This is a genomic window from Hyphomicrobium zavarzinii ATCC 27496, assembly GCF_000383415.1.
Lineage (GTDB): Bacteria > Pseudomonadota > Alphaproteobacteria > Rhizobiales > Hyphomicrobiaceae > Hyphomicrobium_C > Hyphomicrobium_C zavarzinii.
The window spans coordinates 1-16,901 of the sequence record NZ_KB911257.1 but is presented as its reverse complement, the minus strand read 5'-3'; the positions used below and the strand labels follow the sequence as shown (position 1 = coordinate 16,901).

The 16,901-nt window shown below is 60.4% G+C and carries 15 protein-coding genes and 1 tRNA gene; 12 read left to right on the top strand and 4 right to left on the bottom strand.

The annotated features are described in order from the left end of the window. Nucleotides 1-1,086: 1,086 nt before the first annotated feature. The gene (locus F812_RS26465; RefSeq protein WP_156827322.1) at nucleotides 1,087-2,514 is read right to left on the bottom strand and encodes a hypothetical protein; all 1,428 of its coding nucleotides are present in this window, start codon (nucleotides 2,512-2,514) and stop codon (nucleotides 1,087-1,089) included. 179 nt (nucleotides 2,515-2,693) lie between these two features. Here F812_RS26465 and F812_RS0108070 point away from each other — a divergent pair, with 179 nt between their 5' ends. The 10 genes from F812_RS0108070 (at nucleotide 2,694) to modC (ending at nucleotide 14,632) form a co-directional block, all read left to right on the top strand. Continuing rightward, a complete protein-coding gene (locus F812_RS0108070; RefSeq protein WP_026867950.1) occupies nucleotides 2,694-3,806 on the top strand; it encodes a glycosyltransferase family 4 protein in 1,113 nt (370 codons plus the stop codon). Between the two features lie 130 nt (nucleotides 3,807-3,936). Next, a complete protein-coding gene (locus F812_RS0108065) occupies nucleotides 3,937-4,524 on the top strand; it encodes an N-acetyltransferase (protein ID WP_020085457.1) in 588 nt (195 codons plus the stop codon). Next, entirely contained in the window at nucleotides 4,525-6,549 is a 2,025-nt protein-coding gene (locus tag F812_RS0108060; protein ID WP_020085456.1) for an acyltransferase family protein, read from the top strand. It abuts the gene before it with no gap. Between the two features lie 154 nt (nucleotides 6,550-6,703). Further along, complete coding sequence (locus tag F812_RS0108055; RefSeq protein ID WP_020085455.1) at nucleotides 6,704-7,930, top strand: glycosyltransferase family 4 protein; 1,227 nt, start codon at nucleotides 6,704-6,706, stop codon at nucleotides 7,928-7,930. Further along, nucleotides 7,927-8,538, top strand: a complete 612-nt coding sequence (locus F812_RS0108050; protein ID WP_020085454.1) for a sugar transferase — start codon at nucleotides 7,927-7,929, stop codon at nucleotides 8,536-8,538. Before F812_RS0108055 ends, F812_RS0108050 begins: the two co-directional genes overlap by 4 nt. Beyond that, a complete protein-coding gene (locus tag F812_RS0108045; protein ID WP_020085453.1) occupies nucleotides 8,535-9,167 on the top strand; it encodes an acetyltransferase in 633 nt (210 codons plus the stop codon). Before F812_RS0108050 ends, F812_RS0108045 begins: the two co-directional genes overlap by 4 nt. 13 nt (nucleotides 9,168-9,180) lie before the next feature. Further along, the gene (locus F812_RS0108040; protein ID WP_020085452.1) at nucleotides 9,181-10,356 is read left to right on the top strand and encodes a DegT/DnrJ/EryC1/StrS family aminotransferase; all 1,176 of its coding nucleotides are present in this window, start codon (nucleotides 9,181-9,183) and stop codon (nucleotides 10,354-10,356) included. 378 nt (nucleotides 10,357-10,734) lie between these two features. After that, nucleotides 10,735-12,717: a polysaccharide biosynthesis protein gene (locus F812_RS0108035; RefSeq protein ID WP_020085451.1), complete on the top strand. Its 1,983-nt coding sequence runs from the start codon at nucleotides 10,735-10,737 to the stop codon at nucleotides 12,715-12,717. 119 nt (nucleotides 12,718-12,836) lie between these two features. Beyond that, nucleotides 12,837-13,535: a molybdate ABC transporter permease subunit gene (gene modB, locus F812_RS0108030; protein WP_020085450.1), complete on the top strand. Its 699-nt coding sequence runs from the start codon at nucleotides 12,837-12,839 to the stop codon at nucleotides 13,533-13,535. Continuing rightward, nucleotides 13,532-14,632, top strand: coding sequence for a molybdenum ABC transporter ATP-binding protein (gene modC / locus F812_RS0108025; RefSeq protein WP_020085449.1), 1,101 nt, complete (start codon nucleotides 13,532-13,534; stop codon nucleotides 14,630-14,632). The genes modB and modC overlap by 4 nt, the downstream gene beginning before the upstream one ends. 37 nt (nucleotides 14,633-14,669) lie before the next feature. Here the strand turns inward: modC and F812_RS0108020 are convergent. From F812_RS0108020 to F812_RS0108010, 3 genes are all read right to left on the bottom strand, one after another. After that, nucleotides 14,670-14,745 (bottom strand) — tRNA-Phe (locus F812_RS0108020). Nucleotides 14,746-14,914: 169 nt separating this feature from the next. Then, the gene (gene yacG / locus F812_RS23095; RefSeq protein ID WP_020085448.1) at nucleotides 14,915-15,160 is read right to left on the bottom strand and encodes a DNA gyrase inhibitor YacG; all 246 of its coding nucleotides are present in this window, start codon (nucleotides 15,158-15,160) and stop codon (nucleotides 14,915-14,917) included. After that, complete coding sequence (locus F812_RS0108010; RefSeq protein WP_020085447.1) at nucleotides 15,157-15,903, bottom strand: Maf family nucleotide pyrophosphatase; 747 nt, start codon at nucleotides 15,901-15,903, stop codon at nucleotides 15,157-15,159. The genes yacG and F812_RS0108010 overlap by 4 nt, the downstream gene beginning before the upstream one ends. A gap of 344 nt (nucleotides 15,904-16,247) precedes the next feature. Here F812_RS0108010 and F812_RS0108005 point away from each other — a divergent pair, with 344 nt between their 5' ends. Both F812_RS0108005 and F812_RS0108000 read left to right on the top strand, forming a co-directional pair. Continuing rightward, nucleotides 16,248-16,571 carry a hypothetical protein gene (locus F812_RS0108005; protein ID WP_020085446.1) on the top strand — a complete coding sequence of 108 codons (324 nt, stop codon included), beginning with the start codon at nucleotides 16,248-16,250 and terminating at the stop codon, nucleotides 16,569-16,571. Nucleotides 16,572-16,635: 64 nt separating this feature from the next. Next, on the top strand, nucleotides 16,636-16,901 hold a 266-nt coding region (locus tag F812_RS0108000; RefSeq protein WP_020085445.1), incomplete at its 3' end, for a transposase.

The window sequence follows — 16,901 nt, the reverse complement described above, 5'->3', positions numbered from 1 at the left end:
CCAGAGATTGAGTTATGGAAGGTTGGCTTTGCGGCACTGGCGATTGTCTCGATCAGCGCTATCGCGGGGCTGCCAGATCGAGCTGACCGACTTTTAGTTCACATCGTCATCGCGACGCTAATAGTGCCTTCATTGGCGTTGATGGCTTGGGCGGGGCTGCCCCTATCGTACGGTGCGATATGTGTCGGAGCGCTTTTAATAGCTATTGCGACATCCCGTATGCTATCTAATTCTAGCTGGTACCAGCCGCTTGTACGAAGCAACCACGCATTTTTTGTTATAATTATATTTATTGCGGCGTATATGGCGGCGCAGATCTATTTTGCTGGGAAGTACATTAGTTTTGATCTATTTCGCGTCTACGAGCTTCGGCGGGAAATTGCTGCCAATGTTCCGTCGTGGATGGAGTACGCTAGAGCGATTGTTAGTCACTCGTTGATTCCGCTAGCAACAGTGCTAGCGCTTTACGCGAACAGTTGGTCGAAAGTCGTGATTACAATCGTTGCTGGCATTTTGATGTTCGCCTTGACCGCTCACAAGGCTCCTGCTTTTTATCCTTTTTTTTCAATCGGAGTATGGTTTCTCAGTAGCCGCCGTCGGCCCGTGGTCGCTTTGTGCAGTCTCTTGCTCATCATTGTAGCGTTGTCGTTGATTGATCGCATGTTCTTCCTTCATGGGATGAAGGTTTTGGATAGAGAGCCGCGTTGGCTTTCGGCGGTGTTTCTGGAGCGTGCTCTCATGGCTCCATCGGTTTTGAATTGGTATTATCAGAGATATTTTTTAGAAACGGAAAGTTACTATTGGTGGTCATATAGCCGAATTACGCTTGGTTTGATTGCGTCACCTTTCGAGTTATTGCCGGCAAACTTAATTGGCCGAGAAGCATTCAACAACGCGCAAATGGCCGCCAATAGCGGATTTATAGGGATGGGTTTGGCGAATGCCGGTATTTTGGGGGTGATAGCTCATTCAGTTGCGTTGGGTGGATTTCTTATCGTTGCTAGAATGGCTCAAGGGGGGAACGGAATTACGTTCGCAACTGCTGCATTGTCGATGCCAATCTATACGTTTGCAACTGCGTCCGATCTAGTTACCACTTTGACAACTCACGGCGCACTCATCACCATCGTCGCGGTGCTGGGAATTTCGGACTCTAAAAATGCAACGTTCGTGCGAAAAAAGACAAACCAAGGTCAAGCTGGAGATGAACATGGATCGCCCTATGGCGGTGATGTCGGCTGCTTTCAAGGAGATAATCATCGCGAGAAAAATCGATCCCGTCAGTAGCATCGGCCTCAACGCCATATATCCTCGGAACAGGGGTGCGCTAAAGGCAAGCAGCGGGGTTAGATAAATTACTGCCGTGAAGACACTCGCAATCGGGCCAAGTTCGAGAAACGTTTCCACTAGAATGTTGTGAGGATATGACAAATTCGAGGTGGTTAGGTTTTGGAATGACCCAAGCCCTTTTCCCAAGAGTGGGCTAAACAGATTGCTTGTAGCATCTCTGTCAGTCGATAAATTCTTGCTGGGGGACGCAGAAAAGTCTTGCGATTTATCTGCCGATGCCGCTTCGGCCGGTGCCGCTGCGGATAATTTCATCTGTTTCGGAGAGGATATGTTTGCCGGTGTGCTTTCCTTATTGCTCGACCTGAGTATACCTATGCGCTCTTGAAAGCTATAAGTTAAACTTCCAAAATAGTGAAGGTTGTGGCCGTTATGAAGCGCTATAAAAAGAAAAGCAGAAAGCGCGAGCACTCCAATAAACCGGGCGGAGCCTCTAGATTTGTAACCGCTAATTGCGGCAAATGTAACAATTACGCCGACTAGCGCTATTGTTTCTGTGCGGCGACTAAGTAGTGCAGTCATGAACAAGAGGACAGATGAAAGCGCCCACCCAAGCCGGAATCGCAGGGCGGCGATAGAGCCCAGAGCCATCAGAGTGCCGTAGCTGACGAGAGAATAGCCACGCGCTGTTTCTCTGTAGAACTCCCGCGCCACCAAAAACTCAGTGCGCAATAGGGTCGAGCCATAATCAACTAACACTCGAGATGCGGCAATGGCTGCAATGCCTGCAAGCGCAAGTAACACACCATCAATCATTGCATCTTTGTCAGCTGCAAGCATAGCAATCGCGGTGAGGGCCAATTGAGGAACAATGGTCACCCCAAGCATCAACAGCTTAGAATCATAATAGCTTGCATCGCGCAGTGCCCACTCACTCAGAGACAAAGCAAATTGCCATTGCGAATCTGAGGCTTGTGCCGCTGCCAGCAAGCTAATCGCAATCGCTGCGATCAATGGTGTCCACGTTGCCCAGCGTGTGACGCTTCCGCGACCAGCAATAAATAAAATGATAGCACTCGCGGGGACAGTCGCGACCCCCAGCAACCCGCTAGAAAAATCGAAAACTCTTCCGAAGAGGCCGATGAAGATGCCAAATGAACAAAAGGCGCCGAGTAGAAAGCTGGGCCAGTAACTATCATGTCGCCCGGTGAACGAGGTAGTTCTCATTTGAGTCTCCGACGACGCAGAAGTTTCAGGCAGGAGCTTTAAGCCTAGTGTCGGTGGGCTTGTGCGAACCTTGTGAATAGAGTGCGCGCAGAAAAAATGTATCGACTTGCCGGGGGCGGTCCTCGTAAGACGACATGGCCACGGGAGGGGGAGGTGGACGCAGATCGGAGGTATCGCAAGTGGTTAGTGTTGCCCATCTCACATCTGCTCACCCTCGGTTTGATACCCGAATTTTTGTGAAGCAATGCAGAAGCCTTGCTGCGGCCGGCTACAGGGTTTCGCTTGTCGTGGCCGACGGGGAAGGGGATGCGGAGCGTGAGGGCGTCTCTATCTATGATGTTGGCAAGCCCAAAGACCGCGTCGATCGAATGCTTGGCGCGACCCGGCGGGTTCTGAAGCAAGCTCTCAAGATCGATGCGGATATCTACCAGTTTCACGATCCGGAGCTGCTTCCAGCGGGGCTGGCGCTGAAGCGCAAAGGCAAGCGCGTCATCTTCGACTCTCATGAGGACGTGCCGGTTCAAATTCTCTCGAAGCCCTATCTTCATCCTCTCCTTCGGCGTTCGATCTCGGGGTCGATGTCAGCGTTCGAAAGCCTTGCGTGCCGCCGGCTGGATTCCGTTATCGCTGCTACTCCGGTGATCCGCGACAAGTTCGTAGCGAAGGGAATTGAGACGATAGACGTCAATAATTTTCCCATTCTCGGAGAACTCCAGGGAGAAAGCCCATGGGCCGGAAAACAAAGAGAAGTCTGCTACATCGGTGGCATCTCGGCGATCCGCGGCATTAAGGAGGTGGTGGCTGCGATGGGGCTATCCAGATCCGGTGCGCGGCTCAATCTGGGAGGGAAGTTCGAGGCGAGTGCGACGAAGGCTGAGCTCGAAAAATTGCCAGCTTGGCAGAAGGTCAATGAGCTGGGCTTCCTCTCTCGCTCGGAAGTCAAAGCTGTCCTGGGTCGTTCGATGGCGGGCATCGTGACGCTTCATCCAACGCGCGCGTATCTAGATTCCCTTCCAGTCAAAATGTTCGAATACATGTCGGCCGGCCTGCCGGTCATCGCGTCAGACTTTCCTCCGTGGCGCGAAGTTGTGCGGGGCAACGACTGTGGTGTGTGTGTCGATCCGCTCGACCCGCAGGCGATCGCCGATGCAATCGATCAACTTGTGGAAAAACCGGATCTTGCAAGGCGCATGGGGGAGAACGGCCGCCGCGCCGTGCAAGAACGCTACAATTGGAACGTCGAGGAGAAAAAGCTCCTTGCGCTCTATGCGGCCCTTTCATCCGCTGGCTGACAGGCGAGACATCTATGGTATTGGGATCGGAGTGCGTGGGCAGGATGAAATGGACGGCTGTGTTGATAGGCGATTGCCCGCCGTCTAAAGAACCTGCGCCGGCCAGCCGTGCAGCAGGAGCGCCGACGCCATGACTAAGCCGCCCTTTGTGCACGAAAGTGCCTATGTCGATGACGGCGTCGAAGTGGGCGCTGGGACGAAGATATGGCATTTCGCGCACATCCTGCCCGGCAGCCGCATCGGCGCGAACTGCTCGATCGGCCAGAATGTCATGATCGGCCCGGATGTACCGGTGGGGGACAATTGCAAGATCCAGAATAACGTCGCCTTGTACAAGGGCGTCGAGCTGGAGGATGGCGTGTTCTGCGGGCCGTCCTGCGTTTTCACCAACGTTTTGAACCCGCGTGCCGAGGTCGAGCGCAAGGATGAGTTCCGCCCCACACGCGTTCGCCGCGGTGCGACGATCGGGGCCAATGCAACGATCGTGTGCGGCAATGAGCTGGGCCGCTATTGTTTGATTGCGGCCGGCGCGGTGGTGACGAAACCCGTTCCGGCCTTCGCGCTCATGGCGGGGGTGCCGGCTCGTCGCATCGGCTGGGTGTCGCGAGCCGGCGAAATTCTCGACGAGACACTGATTTGCCCAAGAACGGGCGAAAAGTACCGTGTCGTCGATGGGAGCACGCTCGTGTTGGTGGAAACGGACGAGCACAGGAACTGAATGAACGGGGGAGCGTCCACAGCCACGATCCAGCACCCGGCTGAAGGTGGCCTGTCCCACCGCAGACGCAGCGATCTGCAAGGTCTGCGCGCGGTCGCCGTCCTCGCTGTGATCGCTTTCCATTTCGGCATCGCTGGCGTGCCGGGAGGCTTCGTCGGCGTCGACATCTTTTTCGTGCTTTCCGGCTTCTTCATTTGCCGCCTCCTCATGCGCGACCTTGAAGAGCATGGCCGGCTGAACCTGCTCACGTTCTGGGCCAACCGCGCGAAGCGTTTGTTGCCGAACGCTCTGCTGGTCATTCTCGCCGTTCAGATAGCGGCCGTTCTTCTCCTGCCGTCGTATCGGTTGAACGCGCTGTTCAGTGATGGGTATTCGGCGGCCGCCTTCTTCGCGAACTTCCATTTCGCGGCCCGGTCTATCGACTATTTCCACCTCGACGATCCGCCCAGTCCCTTGCTCCACTATTGGTCACTCTCGGTGGAGGAGCAGTTCTATCTGGCTCTTCCCCTTCTGGTGACTGCCGTGGTCTGGTGGCGCCCTCGCAATCCGCGCGCGGCCATGCTGGGGCTTCTCGCACTCATAGCGGTGGTGTCTCTGGCGGCCGCCCTGATTGTCATCGAGTACTCCCAGCCACGGGCGTTCTTTCATCCGCAATATCGCGCATGGCAGCTTGCCGTTGGCGGCGTGACAGGCCTGCTTTTCGAGCGTCGCGCGGCGATCCCGGAAAATCTCCGCGCCGCTTGCGCCCTGCTCGGAACCATAGCGGTCGCTATCAGCTTCGCGTTTCTCAGCGAGGATATGAGCTATCCCGGCGTATGGGCCCTCGCTCCGACGCTCGGAACCGTCGCACTCATCGCGGGGGTCGATGCGCGGCCCTTTGCTGCAACGATCGGCCGTCTTCTGACGCTCCCGCCGATGGTTCGCATCGGCGACATGTCCTACAGCCTCTATCTCTGGCATTGGCCCGTTGCGGTGTTTCTCGCGGCGCTCTATCCCGCGTCGGAAAGCTTGAAAATTCTGGTCGGCCTGCCGCTGACGTTCCTCTTGGCGTGGGCCGCTTACGTGGGCGTCGAGAGACCGATCCATCGTCTCGAGCTACGCCGCGCCAATGTGCTCCGCACGCTTGCGGCTGGACTCGCCGGTATCGCCCTGGTCGTTGGCGTCGGCTTCGGCGCAAAGGCGCTCCCGGGCCGCTCCAACCCCGCCATCACAGCTCAGATCGCCGAGGCGACCGCCGATTTGGGGCCGAACTATCGCAATGGCTGCCACGGAGACTACAAGGACATCGAGCATCCCGATTGTCGCTTTGGACGCTTGGGCGGGCCGCGGGTCGTGCTGTTCGGTGACAGCCATGCGGCACAATGGTTCACGCCGCTCGTCAAGGCGGCCGAGACTGCTGGCTGGCAGATCGACGCGTGGTCGAAGACGGGATGTCCGTCCGCCGCCGTGACGATCTGGTATCCGCCGAAGCGCGTTGTTTACGAGGAATGCACGGCGTGGCGAGAGAAGCGTCTCGGCGAACTGATCGCAAACCCGCCCGATCTGTTGATACTGGCGCATTCCTCGCGCTACTACGGCTGGATCTACGATGCGCGACAGAAAGGCGCCGCGGATCGCAAGACGGCCGAGAAGCTCTGGCACGATGGGTTCGTCGCGACCACCAATCGCCTCGTCAAGGCCGGAATTCCGATCGTGGAATTGCGTGACACCCCCCAGATGTACACGAGCTACAAGGATTGCTTGAGCGGCGGGCGCTGGGCGTCATGCGTCCGCGCGCGCGGCGAGGCCCTGGCGGGCATGAGCAGCCCTGTTTTGGATGAGACGACGGAACGTTATTCGATCCTCGATCTTTCCGACGCGCTTTGCACGCGAGACAATTGCCCCGCCGCAATCGACGGAAAGATCGTGTATCGGGATAGCGAGCATCTCGCGGCGGGCTACGCGGTTCTGCTGCACGAGCATTTCGCCTCCGTGCTCAAGGCAAGGGCTACAGGGAGCCTTCCCGAAGGCCGCGACAAGAATTGACCGCGCCGCTTCGGTGCGATCGGCGTTGCCTCCGCATGCGGCACGCCTCAAGAGTGCCTTGCGCTGGTGCGGGCCGTCATTGTAGGGGGGGTGAGGGAAACGCGCCCTTTCCTGCCACGTGGCATCCGCGTGTCCACCCGTATTCAGGACTGGCATGAAGCACGTCTGGATTCTCAATCATTATGCGCTGGAGCCAGGCGGTGCGGGCGGCACACGTCATTTCTCGCTTGCCAAACACCTTCCCGCCCATGGCTGGAAGGCCACCATTCTCGCCGCCAGCACCGAGCACGGCACAGGCCGGCAAAGGCTAGCCGATGGCGAAGCGAAGAAAATTGAGCGGATCGGGGAGGTGTCATTCCTCTGGCTGCGTACGGGCGGATATTCTGGCAACGGCGCGGACCGTATCCGGAACATGCTGGACTATACGCGTGCCGTGCTGGCGCGAGAAAATCTTGCTGGCTTGGCGCCCCCAGATGCGATCATCGGTTCGAGCGTCCATCCTCTCGCCGCCTGGGCCGGCCGCAAGCTGGCTAGGCGCTATGGCGTGCCATTCATTTTCGAGGTTCGCGATCTTTGGCCACAGACGCTGATCGACATGGGACGCATTTCATCCACCCATCCTGCGGCCTTCGCGCTTCGCTGGCTGGAGCGGTCGCTCTATCGGAGCGCCAAGCGCATCATCGTCCTGCTCCCCAAAGCGGGCGACTATATCGAGCCGCTCGGTATCCCGTCCGAGAGGATTGTATGGATCCCGAACGGGGTCGATCTCGATCAGTTTCCAAGTCCGGTCCCGCCCACGGCTTCGCAGTCGTTCACCCTGATGTATCTGGGCGCCCACGGTGGAGCCAACGGGCTCGACAATCTGCTCGCTGCGATGCGGATCGTTCAGGCTGATCCAAGAGGCCGCAACGTCGCGCTTCGCCTCATCGGTCACGGTCCGTTGAAGCCGTCGCTGATGGCAATGGCGAAGGATCTCGCGCTAGGAAACGTGATTTTCGAGGATCCGGTCGCCAAGTCCGAGATCCCGGCACGCGCGGCTCAGGCCGACGCATTCGTCATTTGCGTAAGAGATTTGCCGCTTCTCTATCGGTTCGGCGTGAGCATGAACAAGATTTTCGACTACATGGCAGCGGGACGGCCGACGATCATCAGCATCGACGCGGCCAACAATCCCATAGCCGAGGCAGGTGCGGGCTTCACGGTTCCGCCAGAAAATCCGGAGGCGCTCGCCGCGGCCATCCTGGAGATGGCCTCGCTTGCGCCGGAGCGCCGCGCTGAGATGGGCCAACGCGCGCGCGACCATCTTGAGGCCAACTATGATATGAGCCTGCTGGCGAAGCGGCTGGCTTCGGCTTTGGACGAATGTAGGCGCGCTGCATGAAACGTCTGCTCGACATCGTTGTGTCGGCGAGCATGCTCGTCCTCCTGGCGCCGTTCCTGATCCTGCTGGCCGCGCTGGTTCGGTCCCGGCTCGGCAGTCCCGTCCTCTTTCGCCAGATCCGGCCCGGTCGGGATGGCCGGCCCTTCATGATGGTGAAGTTCCGGACCATGCGAGACGCGCGCGATGCCGCGGGAAATCCGCTGCCGGACAGCGAGCGGCTCACACCCTTTGGCGGCTTTCTGCGCTCGACCAGCCTCGATGAGCTTCCTGAGCTGTTCAACGTTCTTAAGGGAGACATGAGCCTCGTAGGCCCCCGCCCCCTGCTGATGGAGTATCTGCCCCTCTACTCGCCCGAACAGGCGCGCCGTCACGAGGTTCGCCCCGGCGTCACGGGGTGGGCGCAGGTCAACGGTAGAAATGCGCTGTCGTGGGACGAGAAGTTTGCGCTGGACGTATGGTACGTGGACAATAGATCGATCTGGCTCGATGTTAAGATCCTAGTGCTGACGGCTTATAAAGTGTTGAAGCGATCGGGCATATCGGCTGAGGGCGAAGCGACCATGCCGCGCTTCACCGGCGCGCCGGGCAATTCCGGGGAGCGGTCATGACGAAGTCGCTCCTCGTTTTGGCTTGCGGCGGCCACGGCCGCGTCGTCGCTGACGCTGCGACGGAGTGCGGCTACGAAGAGATCGCATTCTTGGATGACGCGCACGACACGCTGACACCTGTCATCGGCTTTCCTGTCTTAGGTCCGCTGTCGCTGATCGAGCAGTTGGCCGCGAGCTGGCCGAACGCGATTGCTGCCGTGGGCAACGGAGCAAAACGTCAGCAGTTGTTCCGGCGGCTTCGGGAGGCCGGATACCGGACCTGCTCGATCGTTCATCCTTCTGCTGTCGTCAGCCGCAGAGCGAGCGTCGGCGAAGGCGTGCTCGTCGCAGCCGGCGCTGTCATCAACGTGGGAGCAAAGATCGGCGACGCTGCCATCGTCAACACCGGGGCCCGTATCGACCACGACTGTATCATCGGCTCCGCCGCCCATATCGCCCCCGGCACGACGCTCTCGGGTGGCGTGACGGTTGGGGAAAGAGCCTGGCTTGGAACGGGCTGCTCGGTGCGGCAGGGCATCACCATCGGCGATGATGTGATGGTGGGCGTCGGCGCGGCCGTCGTCGCGGATCTGACGGTCGCGGGCACTTATGCCGGTGTGCCCGCGCGTCGTCTTGAAAAACACGCTTAGCGGATAAAAGAACGTGCTCAACACATCCTTCGCACCTTGGCCATCCTTCTCCGAAGAGGAAGTTGAGGCCGTATCGCGCGTGCTGCGCTCCAACCGCGTCAACTACTGGACGGGAGAGGAGGGGCGTCTTTTCGAGCGCGAGTTTGCTGCATGGTCTGGAACGGAGTTCTCGATCGCGCTGGCCAATGGCACGGTAGCGCTCGAGATCGCTCTGAGAGCGCTCGAAGTAGGTCCCGGCGACGAGGTGATCGTTACGCCACGCTCGTTTATGGCCTCGGCCTCGTGCGTGGTCGCCCTTGGGGCGACGCCTGTCTTTGCCGAGATCGATCGGGAGACGCAGAACCTCACCGCGGCCACGATTGCCGAGCGCATCACGTCTCGCACGAAAGCGATCATTCCCGTCCACCTCGGTGGATTGCCGTGTGACATGGATCCGATCATGGCCCTCGCGGGCCAGCATGGCATTTTTGTCATCGAGGACTGCGCGCAGGCCCACGGAGCCCGCTACAAAGGGCGCCCGGTGGGCTCCATCGGGCATATCGGGTCGTGGTCGTTCTGCCAGGACAAGATCATCACCACCGGCGGCGAAGGTGGAATGATTACCACCAGCGACGAGGACCTCTGGAACCGGATGTGGTCCTACAAGGATCACGGAAAGAACCAGGCGGCGATGAAGGTGCACGAGCCGCAGGCCACCTTTCGCTGGGTGCATGACACGTTCGGCACCAATGCCCGCATGCTTGAGATGCAAGCCGTCATTGGGCGCCTGCAACTCAAGAGGATGCCCGAGTGGAGCGCCGCGCGGCGGCGCAACTCGGAGACCATTTGGAGAGCGGCGCGCGGGCTCAATGGAGTGAGAGTCCCCGACGTTCCGCAGTGGGCGGAGCACGCATGCTACCGGTGCTATGTATTCGTGGAGCCGCAGGCGCTCGCTGCCGGCTGGACGCGCGACCGCATCATCCACGAGATCCGCGCAAAGGACGTGCCCTGCTTCGTAGGGTCGTGCAGCGAGATCTATCTCGAAAAGGCCTTCGACGGCACGCCGTGGCGTCCCGCTGAACGGCTACCCATCGCCCGGGAGCTGGGCGAGACCAGCTTGGCGTTCCTCGTGCATCCTTCGCTCGCGCCCGAGCATGTCGAGAAAACGTGCGAGGTTCTGCGTGAAGTCATGCGCCAAGCAACAACCTAAGAGAGAGTTGCTAACTTACGCAACAATATCTTGGGGTCAGGCAAGGTTAATCTATGAATGATTTTCCACGCTGCAGCGCGATACAGGGTAGTTCCTGAAGTATGTGGCGAGAATACATGCAAGTATCGGATGTGCTCCGCATGATGCTATATTTTTAGGTCATCTCGGCAAATTCCGACAACTCACGCCCTTTTTTCTAATTGTAGCATCATCGCAATTGCCATCTGGTCCGATTACCCTAAAGTGCGGGTTTAGGCGTCGGTATATTTCGGCGCGGTGGAGCGGGTAGCGGAGGGTTCAGCCCCACTCCAGGCACGTGTTTTACCTAGTTGTTTTCGATAAGAGTGCGGGGATTGCGAATTGGAAATCGAGCGTAGCATGGGGGAGCTTCCATCCCGCTTCCGGGCTTGGCTGCTTGATAAGCCGCGATACCACAAGCGGGCTGTGCTTGTGGCGATTGACCTGTCCGTCCTGAGCCTGGCGCTTTGGACCTCCTTGTCGCTGCGCTTTGGCGCGCTTTATGTGCCCCCGACCGGGGTCGCCTGGGCCCTCGTCGTCGCCGCACCTCTCATCACGCTCGGCACGCTCTGGTGGCTGGGCATCTATCGGCTCGTAACCCGCTACATTGGCTATCGCGGCGTCTCGCAGGTCACCCTTGCGGTTGGTCTTGCGACGCTGTTGTGGGCGCTGCTCGTCTTCATGACGGGTCAGAACGGCATCCCGAGGACGGTGATCATCTGGTACGCGCTCTTCAGCGCGTTGCTTCTCAATCTGGTGCGCTACGCGATCAAGCTGCTGCTCGACAGCGTCGACATGCGCCTGCCGCGGCTTCATCCCAATGTGCCCCTTAAGCCCACGTTTATCTACGGCGCGGGCCATATGGGCATCGAGCTTCTGGCCAACGTCCGCAGAGCGCGCGATCGAGATGTGATCGGATTCGTCGATTCCTCTCCGACCCTGTGGCGCCAGTACGTGCACGGCGTGAAGGTCTTTGATCCCAATCGCTTGCCGCGGCTGATCGAACGCGAGGGTGTTTGTGAGGTGCTGGTCGCGATCCCCGATCGCCGGGAGCGCCGGGATGTGCTGAGGCAGCTCGAGCCCCTTCCCGTTGTCGTCAAGGTTCTTCCCGCATACGCAGATATCGACTCGGGCCACGCCAGCATCAACGATCTGCGCGACGTCGAGGTCGGAGATTTGCTCGGCCGCGATCCGGTCCGTCCCAACTCGGAGCTGATGACGCGCAACACGCGCGGCAAGTCGATCCTCGTCACCGGGGCGGGCGGTTCGATCGGGTCCGAGCTGGTGAGGCAGTTGGTGAACCAGCAGCCGCGCTTGCTGGTTCTTTTCGATATTTCCGAGCCCGCGCTCTACAAGATCGAGCTCGAAGTCAACGAGATGCTGTCCAAGCTGCAAAGCCCAGCCAAGCGTCCGATCATTAAATCGGTTCTGGGCTCCGTGCTGGACGCCAGGCTTGTCAGCGATGTCATTGAGCAGAATGCCATCGAGACCATCTATCACGCTGCCGCCTACAAGCACGTTCCGATCGTGGAGCACAATCCGATCGCCGGATTGGACAACAACGTCTTCGGAACGAGAATTGTTGCGGAATGCGCCCGCAATGCCGGAGTCGAGCGTTTCGTCTTGGTTTCGACGGACAAGGCAGTCCGTCCCACCAACACGATGGGCGCCAGCAAGCGGCTCGCGGAGCTGGTTCTCCAGGCCATGGCATCCGACCAGACTGGGACCGTGTTCACCGTCGTTCGGTTCGGAAATGTGCTCGACAGCTCGGGCTCCGTCGTGCCGCGCTTCCGTCAGCAGATCCGCGCTGGCGGCCCTATCACGGTGACGCACCCCGAAGTCACGCGTTATTTCATGTCGATACCCGAGGCGGCCGAGCTCGTGATCCAGGCCGGAGCCATGGCGAAGGGCGGAGAGGTGTTTGTTCTCCAGATGGGGGACCCCGTTCGCATCGACGACCTCGCGCGTCTGATGGTGCGCCTCTCCAACCTCGAAGTTCGTGACGCCAACAATCCTGACGGCGATATCGCTATCACCTACACGGGCCTGAGGCCTGGTGAGAAGCTCTACGAGGAGCTGCTGATCGGCGCACATACCGAGGCGACCGAGCATCAGCGCATTTTCAAGTCCGACGAGCCGTTTCTGACGCCGCCGGAGTTGAAGGCTGAGCTGGATCAGCTTCGCAAGGCCATGGACGCGCGCGATATGACGACGGCCCGCGCGGTCCTGCTGCGGACGGTGGAAGGCTATCGCTATTCCCCGGCCCCTTCCGCCATGGGGGATCGTCAGGAAGCCTCAGCCGACAAGACTTGGGAAGACCGGGTCTCTCAGACCCTCCATTAGTTAATCGAGAAGAGTGTTTGCAGCATCGCTGATTGTGGGCGAATATAACGAGCCCGCCGAAGGCGGGCTGCGCCCCGTCGGCCGCAAACGTCTGAGCAAGCTTGCAATTGCAGTCGAGTATGTGGTCGATCACGCCGGAAGAGCTTACTGCGATCAAGCTGTCGCTGCGCGTGGCAGCTGTTGCGATGCTCTTCAGTCTCCCGGTTGGCGTGCTCACGGCCTACATCCTGTCGCGAGGCAGCTTCCGCGGAAAAATCCTGCTCGATGGGTTCGTTCACATGCCCCTCGTGCTGCCGCCCGTCGTGACCGGCTACGTCCTGTTGATCCTCTTCGGCCGCCGCGGACCTCTCGGATCCCTTCTGGAGCAGACGTTCGGCATCGTGTTGTCGTTCCGATGGACGGGCGCTGCACTCGCAGCCGCCGTCATGGGCTTCCCGCTCATGGTCCGGGCCATACGCTTGGCGATGGACGCCATCGACCGGCGGAGCGAGGAGGCTGCCGCGACGCTTGGGGCCTCGCCTGTTTGGGTGTTCCTGACAGTCACCTTGCCGCTCTCCCTCCCAGGCATTATCGCGGGAGCCATGCTCTGCTTCGCCAAGGCCCTTGGAGAGTTTGGCGCCACGATCACCTTCGTCTCGAATATCCCGGGTGAAACCCAAACCATTCCCGCGGCTATCTATGCCTATACGCAGACGCCCGGCGGAGACGGCGGCGCTTTCCGTTTGTCTGTCGTCGCCGTCGTGCTGTCGTTTGCCGCTCTCATAGCCTCCGAGCTTCTGAGCCGCCGCACGGGACAGCGCAGGGCGGGCTTCGAATGATACGGTTCTCGTGCCGTCTCGCTCGGCCGCGCTTCGTTCTCGATGCGGATTTTACCTGCACTGACGGCTGTGTGGCGTTGTTTGGTCCCTCCGGCTCCGGCAAGACGACCGTCGCCAAGCTGATCGCGGGGCTGGAGCATCCCGATAGCGGCCGCATCGCCGTGGACGACCATGTGCTTGTCGATACGGCGGCCGGCATAAGAAAGCCCGTACACCAAAGGCGCGTCGGGCTCGTCTTCCAGGATGGCCAGCTTCTGCCGCATCTTTCCGTGCAGCAGAACCTGGCCTACGGGCGCTACTTCGCGCCCAAGGAAGCGCAGGCCATACCGTTTGACGCCGTCGTGGAGCTCCTGGGGATCGGTCACTTGCTCGCCGCGCGCCCGGCGACGTTGTCGGGCGGCGAGCGCCAGCGTGTCGCGATCGGCCGAGCGCTCCTTGCTGCGCCAAGGCTCCTCGTCATGGACGAGCCGCTGGCCTCGCTGGACGCGGCACGCAAGCTTGAAATCCTGCCGTTCATAGAGCGGCTACGCGACGAGCTGTCCTTGCCGATCGTCTATGTGTCCCACGCCCTGGAGGAGGTGGCGCGACTGGCCACGATAGTCGTCAGGATGGCCAACGGGAAGGTCGCCGCCCAAGGCCCGCCGAGCGAGGTGTTCGCCTCCCCCTTGCCGGACAACGCCATGGACCGCTTCGAAGCGGTTTCGTTTTTGTCGGGTACCGCGCTCCGCGAGCTGCCCGAGTACGCGACGACGATCCTCGATCACCCGGCCGGCGAGATCACGCTTCCCGGCCGCTTCGGCCCGAAGGGTAAGACCGTGCGTATCGCCATTCGAGCCACCAATGTCACCCTGGCGACGGAAAAGCCCCACGGACTGAGCGTGCGAACCGCGCTCAAGGGGCGCGTGCACGCTATTGCCGGAGGCGATGGACCGCTGACGCTCGTGACGGTCGAATTGGAAGGCGGAGATCACGTCTCGGCGTCACTGACGCGTCTGGCCGTTGCCGACCTCGGCCTCGAGCGCGGGCGGGAGGTCTACGCCCTGGTCAAGGCCGTCTCGATCGACGAGCGCAGCATCGCGACGCTCGGTGGCGAGTGAGACACCAATCCGCACATCAGAGATAAAAATGGGGGAATGGTGCCCAGGGGGTGAATTGAACACCCGACACTGCGATTTTCAGTCGCATGCTCTACCAACTGAGCTACCTGGGCTTTTTCGTTCGAGGCGCTCGCCTTGGGAAGGCCTGCCATCGAAGCTCGCGCTTTATAGGGGGTCGGACGGGGGCTGTCTAGCCTTCAAGAAAGCCTCACCCCGGTTTGTTGAGAAGGCTGCCTTTGGCGGCTAGCCGCGGCCGATGGACCGATCGGAGCTGTGGGCGCCCTACTCCGCGTCATCGGTTCCTTTCCCGCGATCCAGAACGCCAGCCTCCTTGGCAAACCCCTCGTCGCCATCCTCATCCGCGTCGGATTGTCCCCCGGCGATCACATAGGCTCCCGAAACCCACCGGCCGAGATCGATGTCCGCGCAATGCGCCGAGCAGAAGGGGCGTATTGCGTGGACGGTCGGCTTGCCGCAGATGGGGCAACGGCCGCCAACGGTGCCGGGTGGGGCCTTCGATGCGGTCATTCCGCGTCCACCTCCGCAGCTCGAAGCCAGTTGAAGTGCACCGGAAACCCTTCGCCGATCAGGAGGCTGACGACCTCGGTCAGCGGCAGGCCGACGACGTTGGTGTAGGAGCCTGTGATCGTGCGCACGAAACACCCGGCAAGCCCCTGGATGGCATAGCCGCCGGCCTTTCCGCGCCATTCGCGCGAGGCGATGTAGGCTTCGATTTCCGATTTCGAGAGGTGTTTGAAGCGCACCCGTGTATCTACGATTTTGGTGCGAACACGATCGTCGGGCGTGATCAGGCAAACCCCGGTCAACACACGGTGCGAGCGTCCCGAAAGGCGCTCCAGCGTAGCCACCGCTTCCTCGATGTGTTCGGGCTTGCCGAAGACGCGCCGCCCCACGGAGACGACCGTATCGGCCGCCAGCACATACGCGCCCGCGATGTCCGTGTCGTTGGCGATCTGGTCGCGCGCCGTTTCCGCCTTCGAGCGAGCCAGACGCGAGGCGAGGGCGCGCGGCATCTCGGCGAGCCGCGCCGTCTCGTCGATGCTGGAGGGGCGAAGCGCATCAGGCACGATGCCCGCTTGCGCGAGAAGCATCAGGCGGCGAGGACTGGCGCTCGCGAGCACGAGCTTGGGAGCCTCGGGCGGCCCGCCCTCCCGGGCGCGCTCCCGCGCAAGTTCGCGGCGTAGCGTTTCGCGGCGGGGGCTATCGGTGCGCTTGAAGTGGGTGAGGAAGGCGGCCTTCACGGAGCTCATGTCTGTTAGCCGATGGTTCGAGACAGGTGAGGGGACGAACGCGTTAGGCCGATCAAGTGCGGCAACTGTGACGGCAAGAGGGCTCCAGCTCCAGGGGCATATGGAGCCGTCGAAAACTCGGCCGGAGAATGCAGAGAGCCTCCCTGAAATGCAAGGTGCATGTTGGTGCACTTGTTTCTCTGGCCGTTTAAGGGAGACGCCGGAGCGTAACTGCCGCTGACTGGGCTTTGACGGAGCGATCACATCAGGATGGTTGCGCGAGTTGGAGCATGCCGTTTATGCATGAGCCCAGATTTTCAGCCTTTGGCCTGAGGGTTCGCCAGAAACTCTAGCGACGAGTGTCGATGTATCGGATCGATTTCCTGCTCGCCTTGTGTGCGCTCCTGATCGTCGCCGTTGTGGTGGCCCTTCCTGCGGCGTTCGAACGGCAAACGCGGATCTCGTCAGACGCGAACATCCTCTTCTACAACGGACCCGCTGCCGTGAGCCTTGGCGACTGCGGACCGGTTGCAGTCGGCTATTTGACCAGCCGGGGCTTGGTCCGCGCCCAAATCCGCGACCGCAAGCGGATTCTTCACGACACCGTCGTCCATGACTTCGCGACGAGTATCAACCCGGTACACGGGGCAACGGCGGACGATCACGCCCCACCCGCTCTCTACTTCTGACCTGAGACCCTCGATTTCCTCCAGATTTGGGTAGAGTCCGTAACCTCCAGAGAGGAGACGGACGATGCGTAAGAGTAGGTTTTCGGAAGAGCAGATCATCGGCATCCTGCGGGAGCAGGAGGCGGGTAGGCCGACGGCGGACGTCTGCCGTAAGCACGGGATCAGCGGCGGCACCTTCTACAAGTGGAAGTCGAAGTTCGGCGGCATGGACGTCTCGGACGCCAAGCGGCTGCGCTCACTCGAGGACGAGAATGCGAAGCTGAAGAAGCTGCTCGCCGAGACGATGCTCGACAACGCGATCTTGAAGGACGTGACCTCCCGAAAGTGGTG

Excerpts from the sequence above, each read along its gene's own strand:
- F812_RS0108005 (WP_020085446.1), top strand. The coding sequence starts at position 16,248 with ATGTATCGGATCGATTTCCTGCTCGCCTTGTGTGCGCTCCTGATCGTC.
- modC (WP_020085449.1), top strand. The coding sequence starts at position 13,532 with ATGATACGGTTCTCGTGCCGTCTCGCTCGGCCGCGCTTCGTTCTCGAT.
- F812_RS0108060 (WP_020085456.1), top strand. The coding sequence starts at position 4,525 with ATGAACGGGGGAGCGTCCACAGCCACGATCCAGCACCCGGCTGAAGGT.
- F812_RS0108010 (WP_020085447.1), bottom strand. The coding sequence starts at position 15,903 with ATGAGCTCCGTGAAGGCCGCCTTCCTCACCCACTTCAAGCGCACCGAT.
- F812_RS0108045 (WP_020085453.1), top strand. The coding sequence starts at position 8,535 with ATGACGAAGTCGCTCCTCGTTTTGGCTTGCGGCGGCCACGGCCGCGTC.
- yacG (WP_020085448.1), bottom strand. The coding sequence starts at position 15,160 with ATGACCGCATCGAAGGCCCCACCCGGCACCGTTGGCGGCCGTTGCCCC.
- F812_RS0108055 (WP_020085455.1), top strand. The coding sequence starts at position 6,704 with ATGAAGCACGTCTGGATTCTCAATCATTATGCGCTGGAGCCAGGCGGT.
- F812_RS0108065 (WP_020085457.1), top strand. The coding sequence starts at position 3,937 with ATGACTAAGCCGCCCTTTGTGCACGAAAGTGCCTATGTCGATGACGGC.
- F812_RS26465 (WP_156827322.1), bottom strand. The coding sequence starts at position 2,514 with ATGAGAACTACCTCGTTCACCGGGCGACATGATAGTTACTGGCCCAGC.
- modB (WP_020085450.1), top strand. The coding sequence starts at position 12,837 with ATGTGGTCGATCACGCCGGAAGAGCTTACTGCGATCAAGCTGTCGCTG.
- F812_RS0108035 (WP_020085451.1), top strand. The coding sequence starts at position 10,735 with ATGGGGGAGCTTCCATCCCGCTTCCGGGCTTGGCTGCTTGATAAGCCG.
- F812_RS0108050 (WP_020085454.1), top strand. The coding sequence starts at position 7,927 with ATGAAACGTCTGCTCGACATCGTTGTGTCGGCGAGCATGCTCGTCCTC.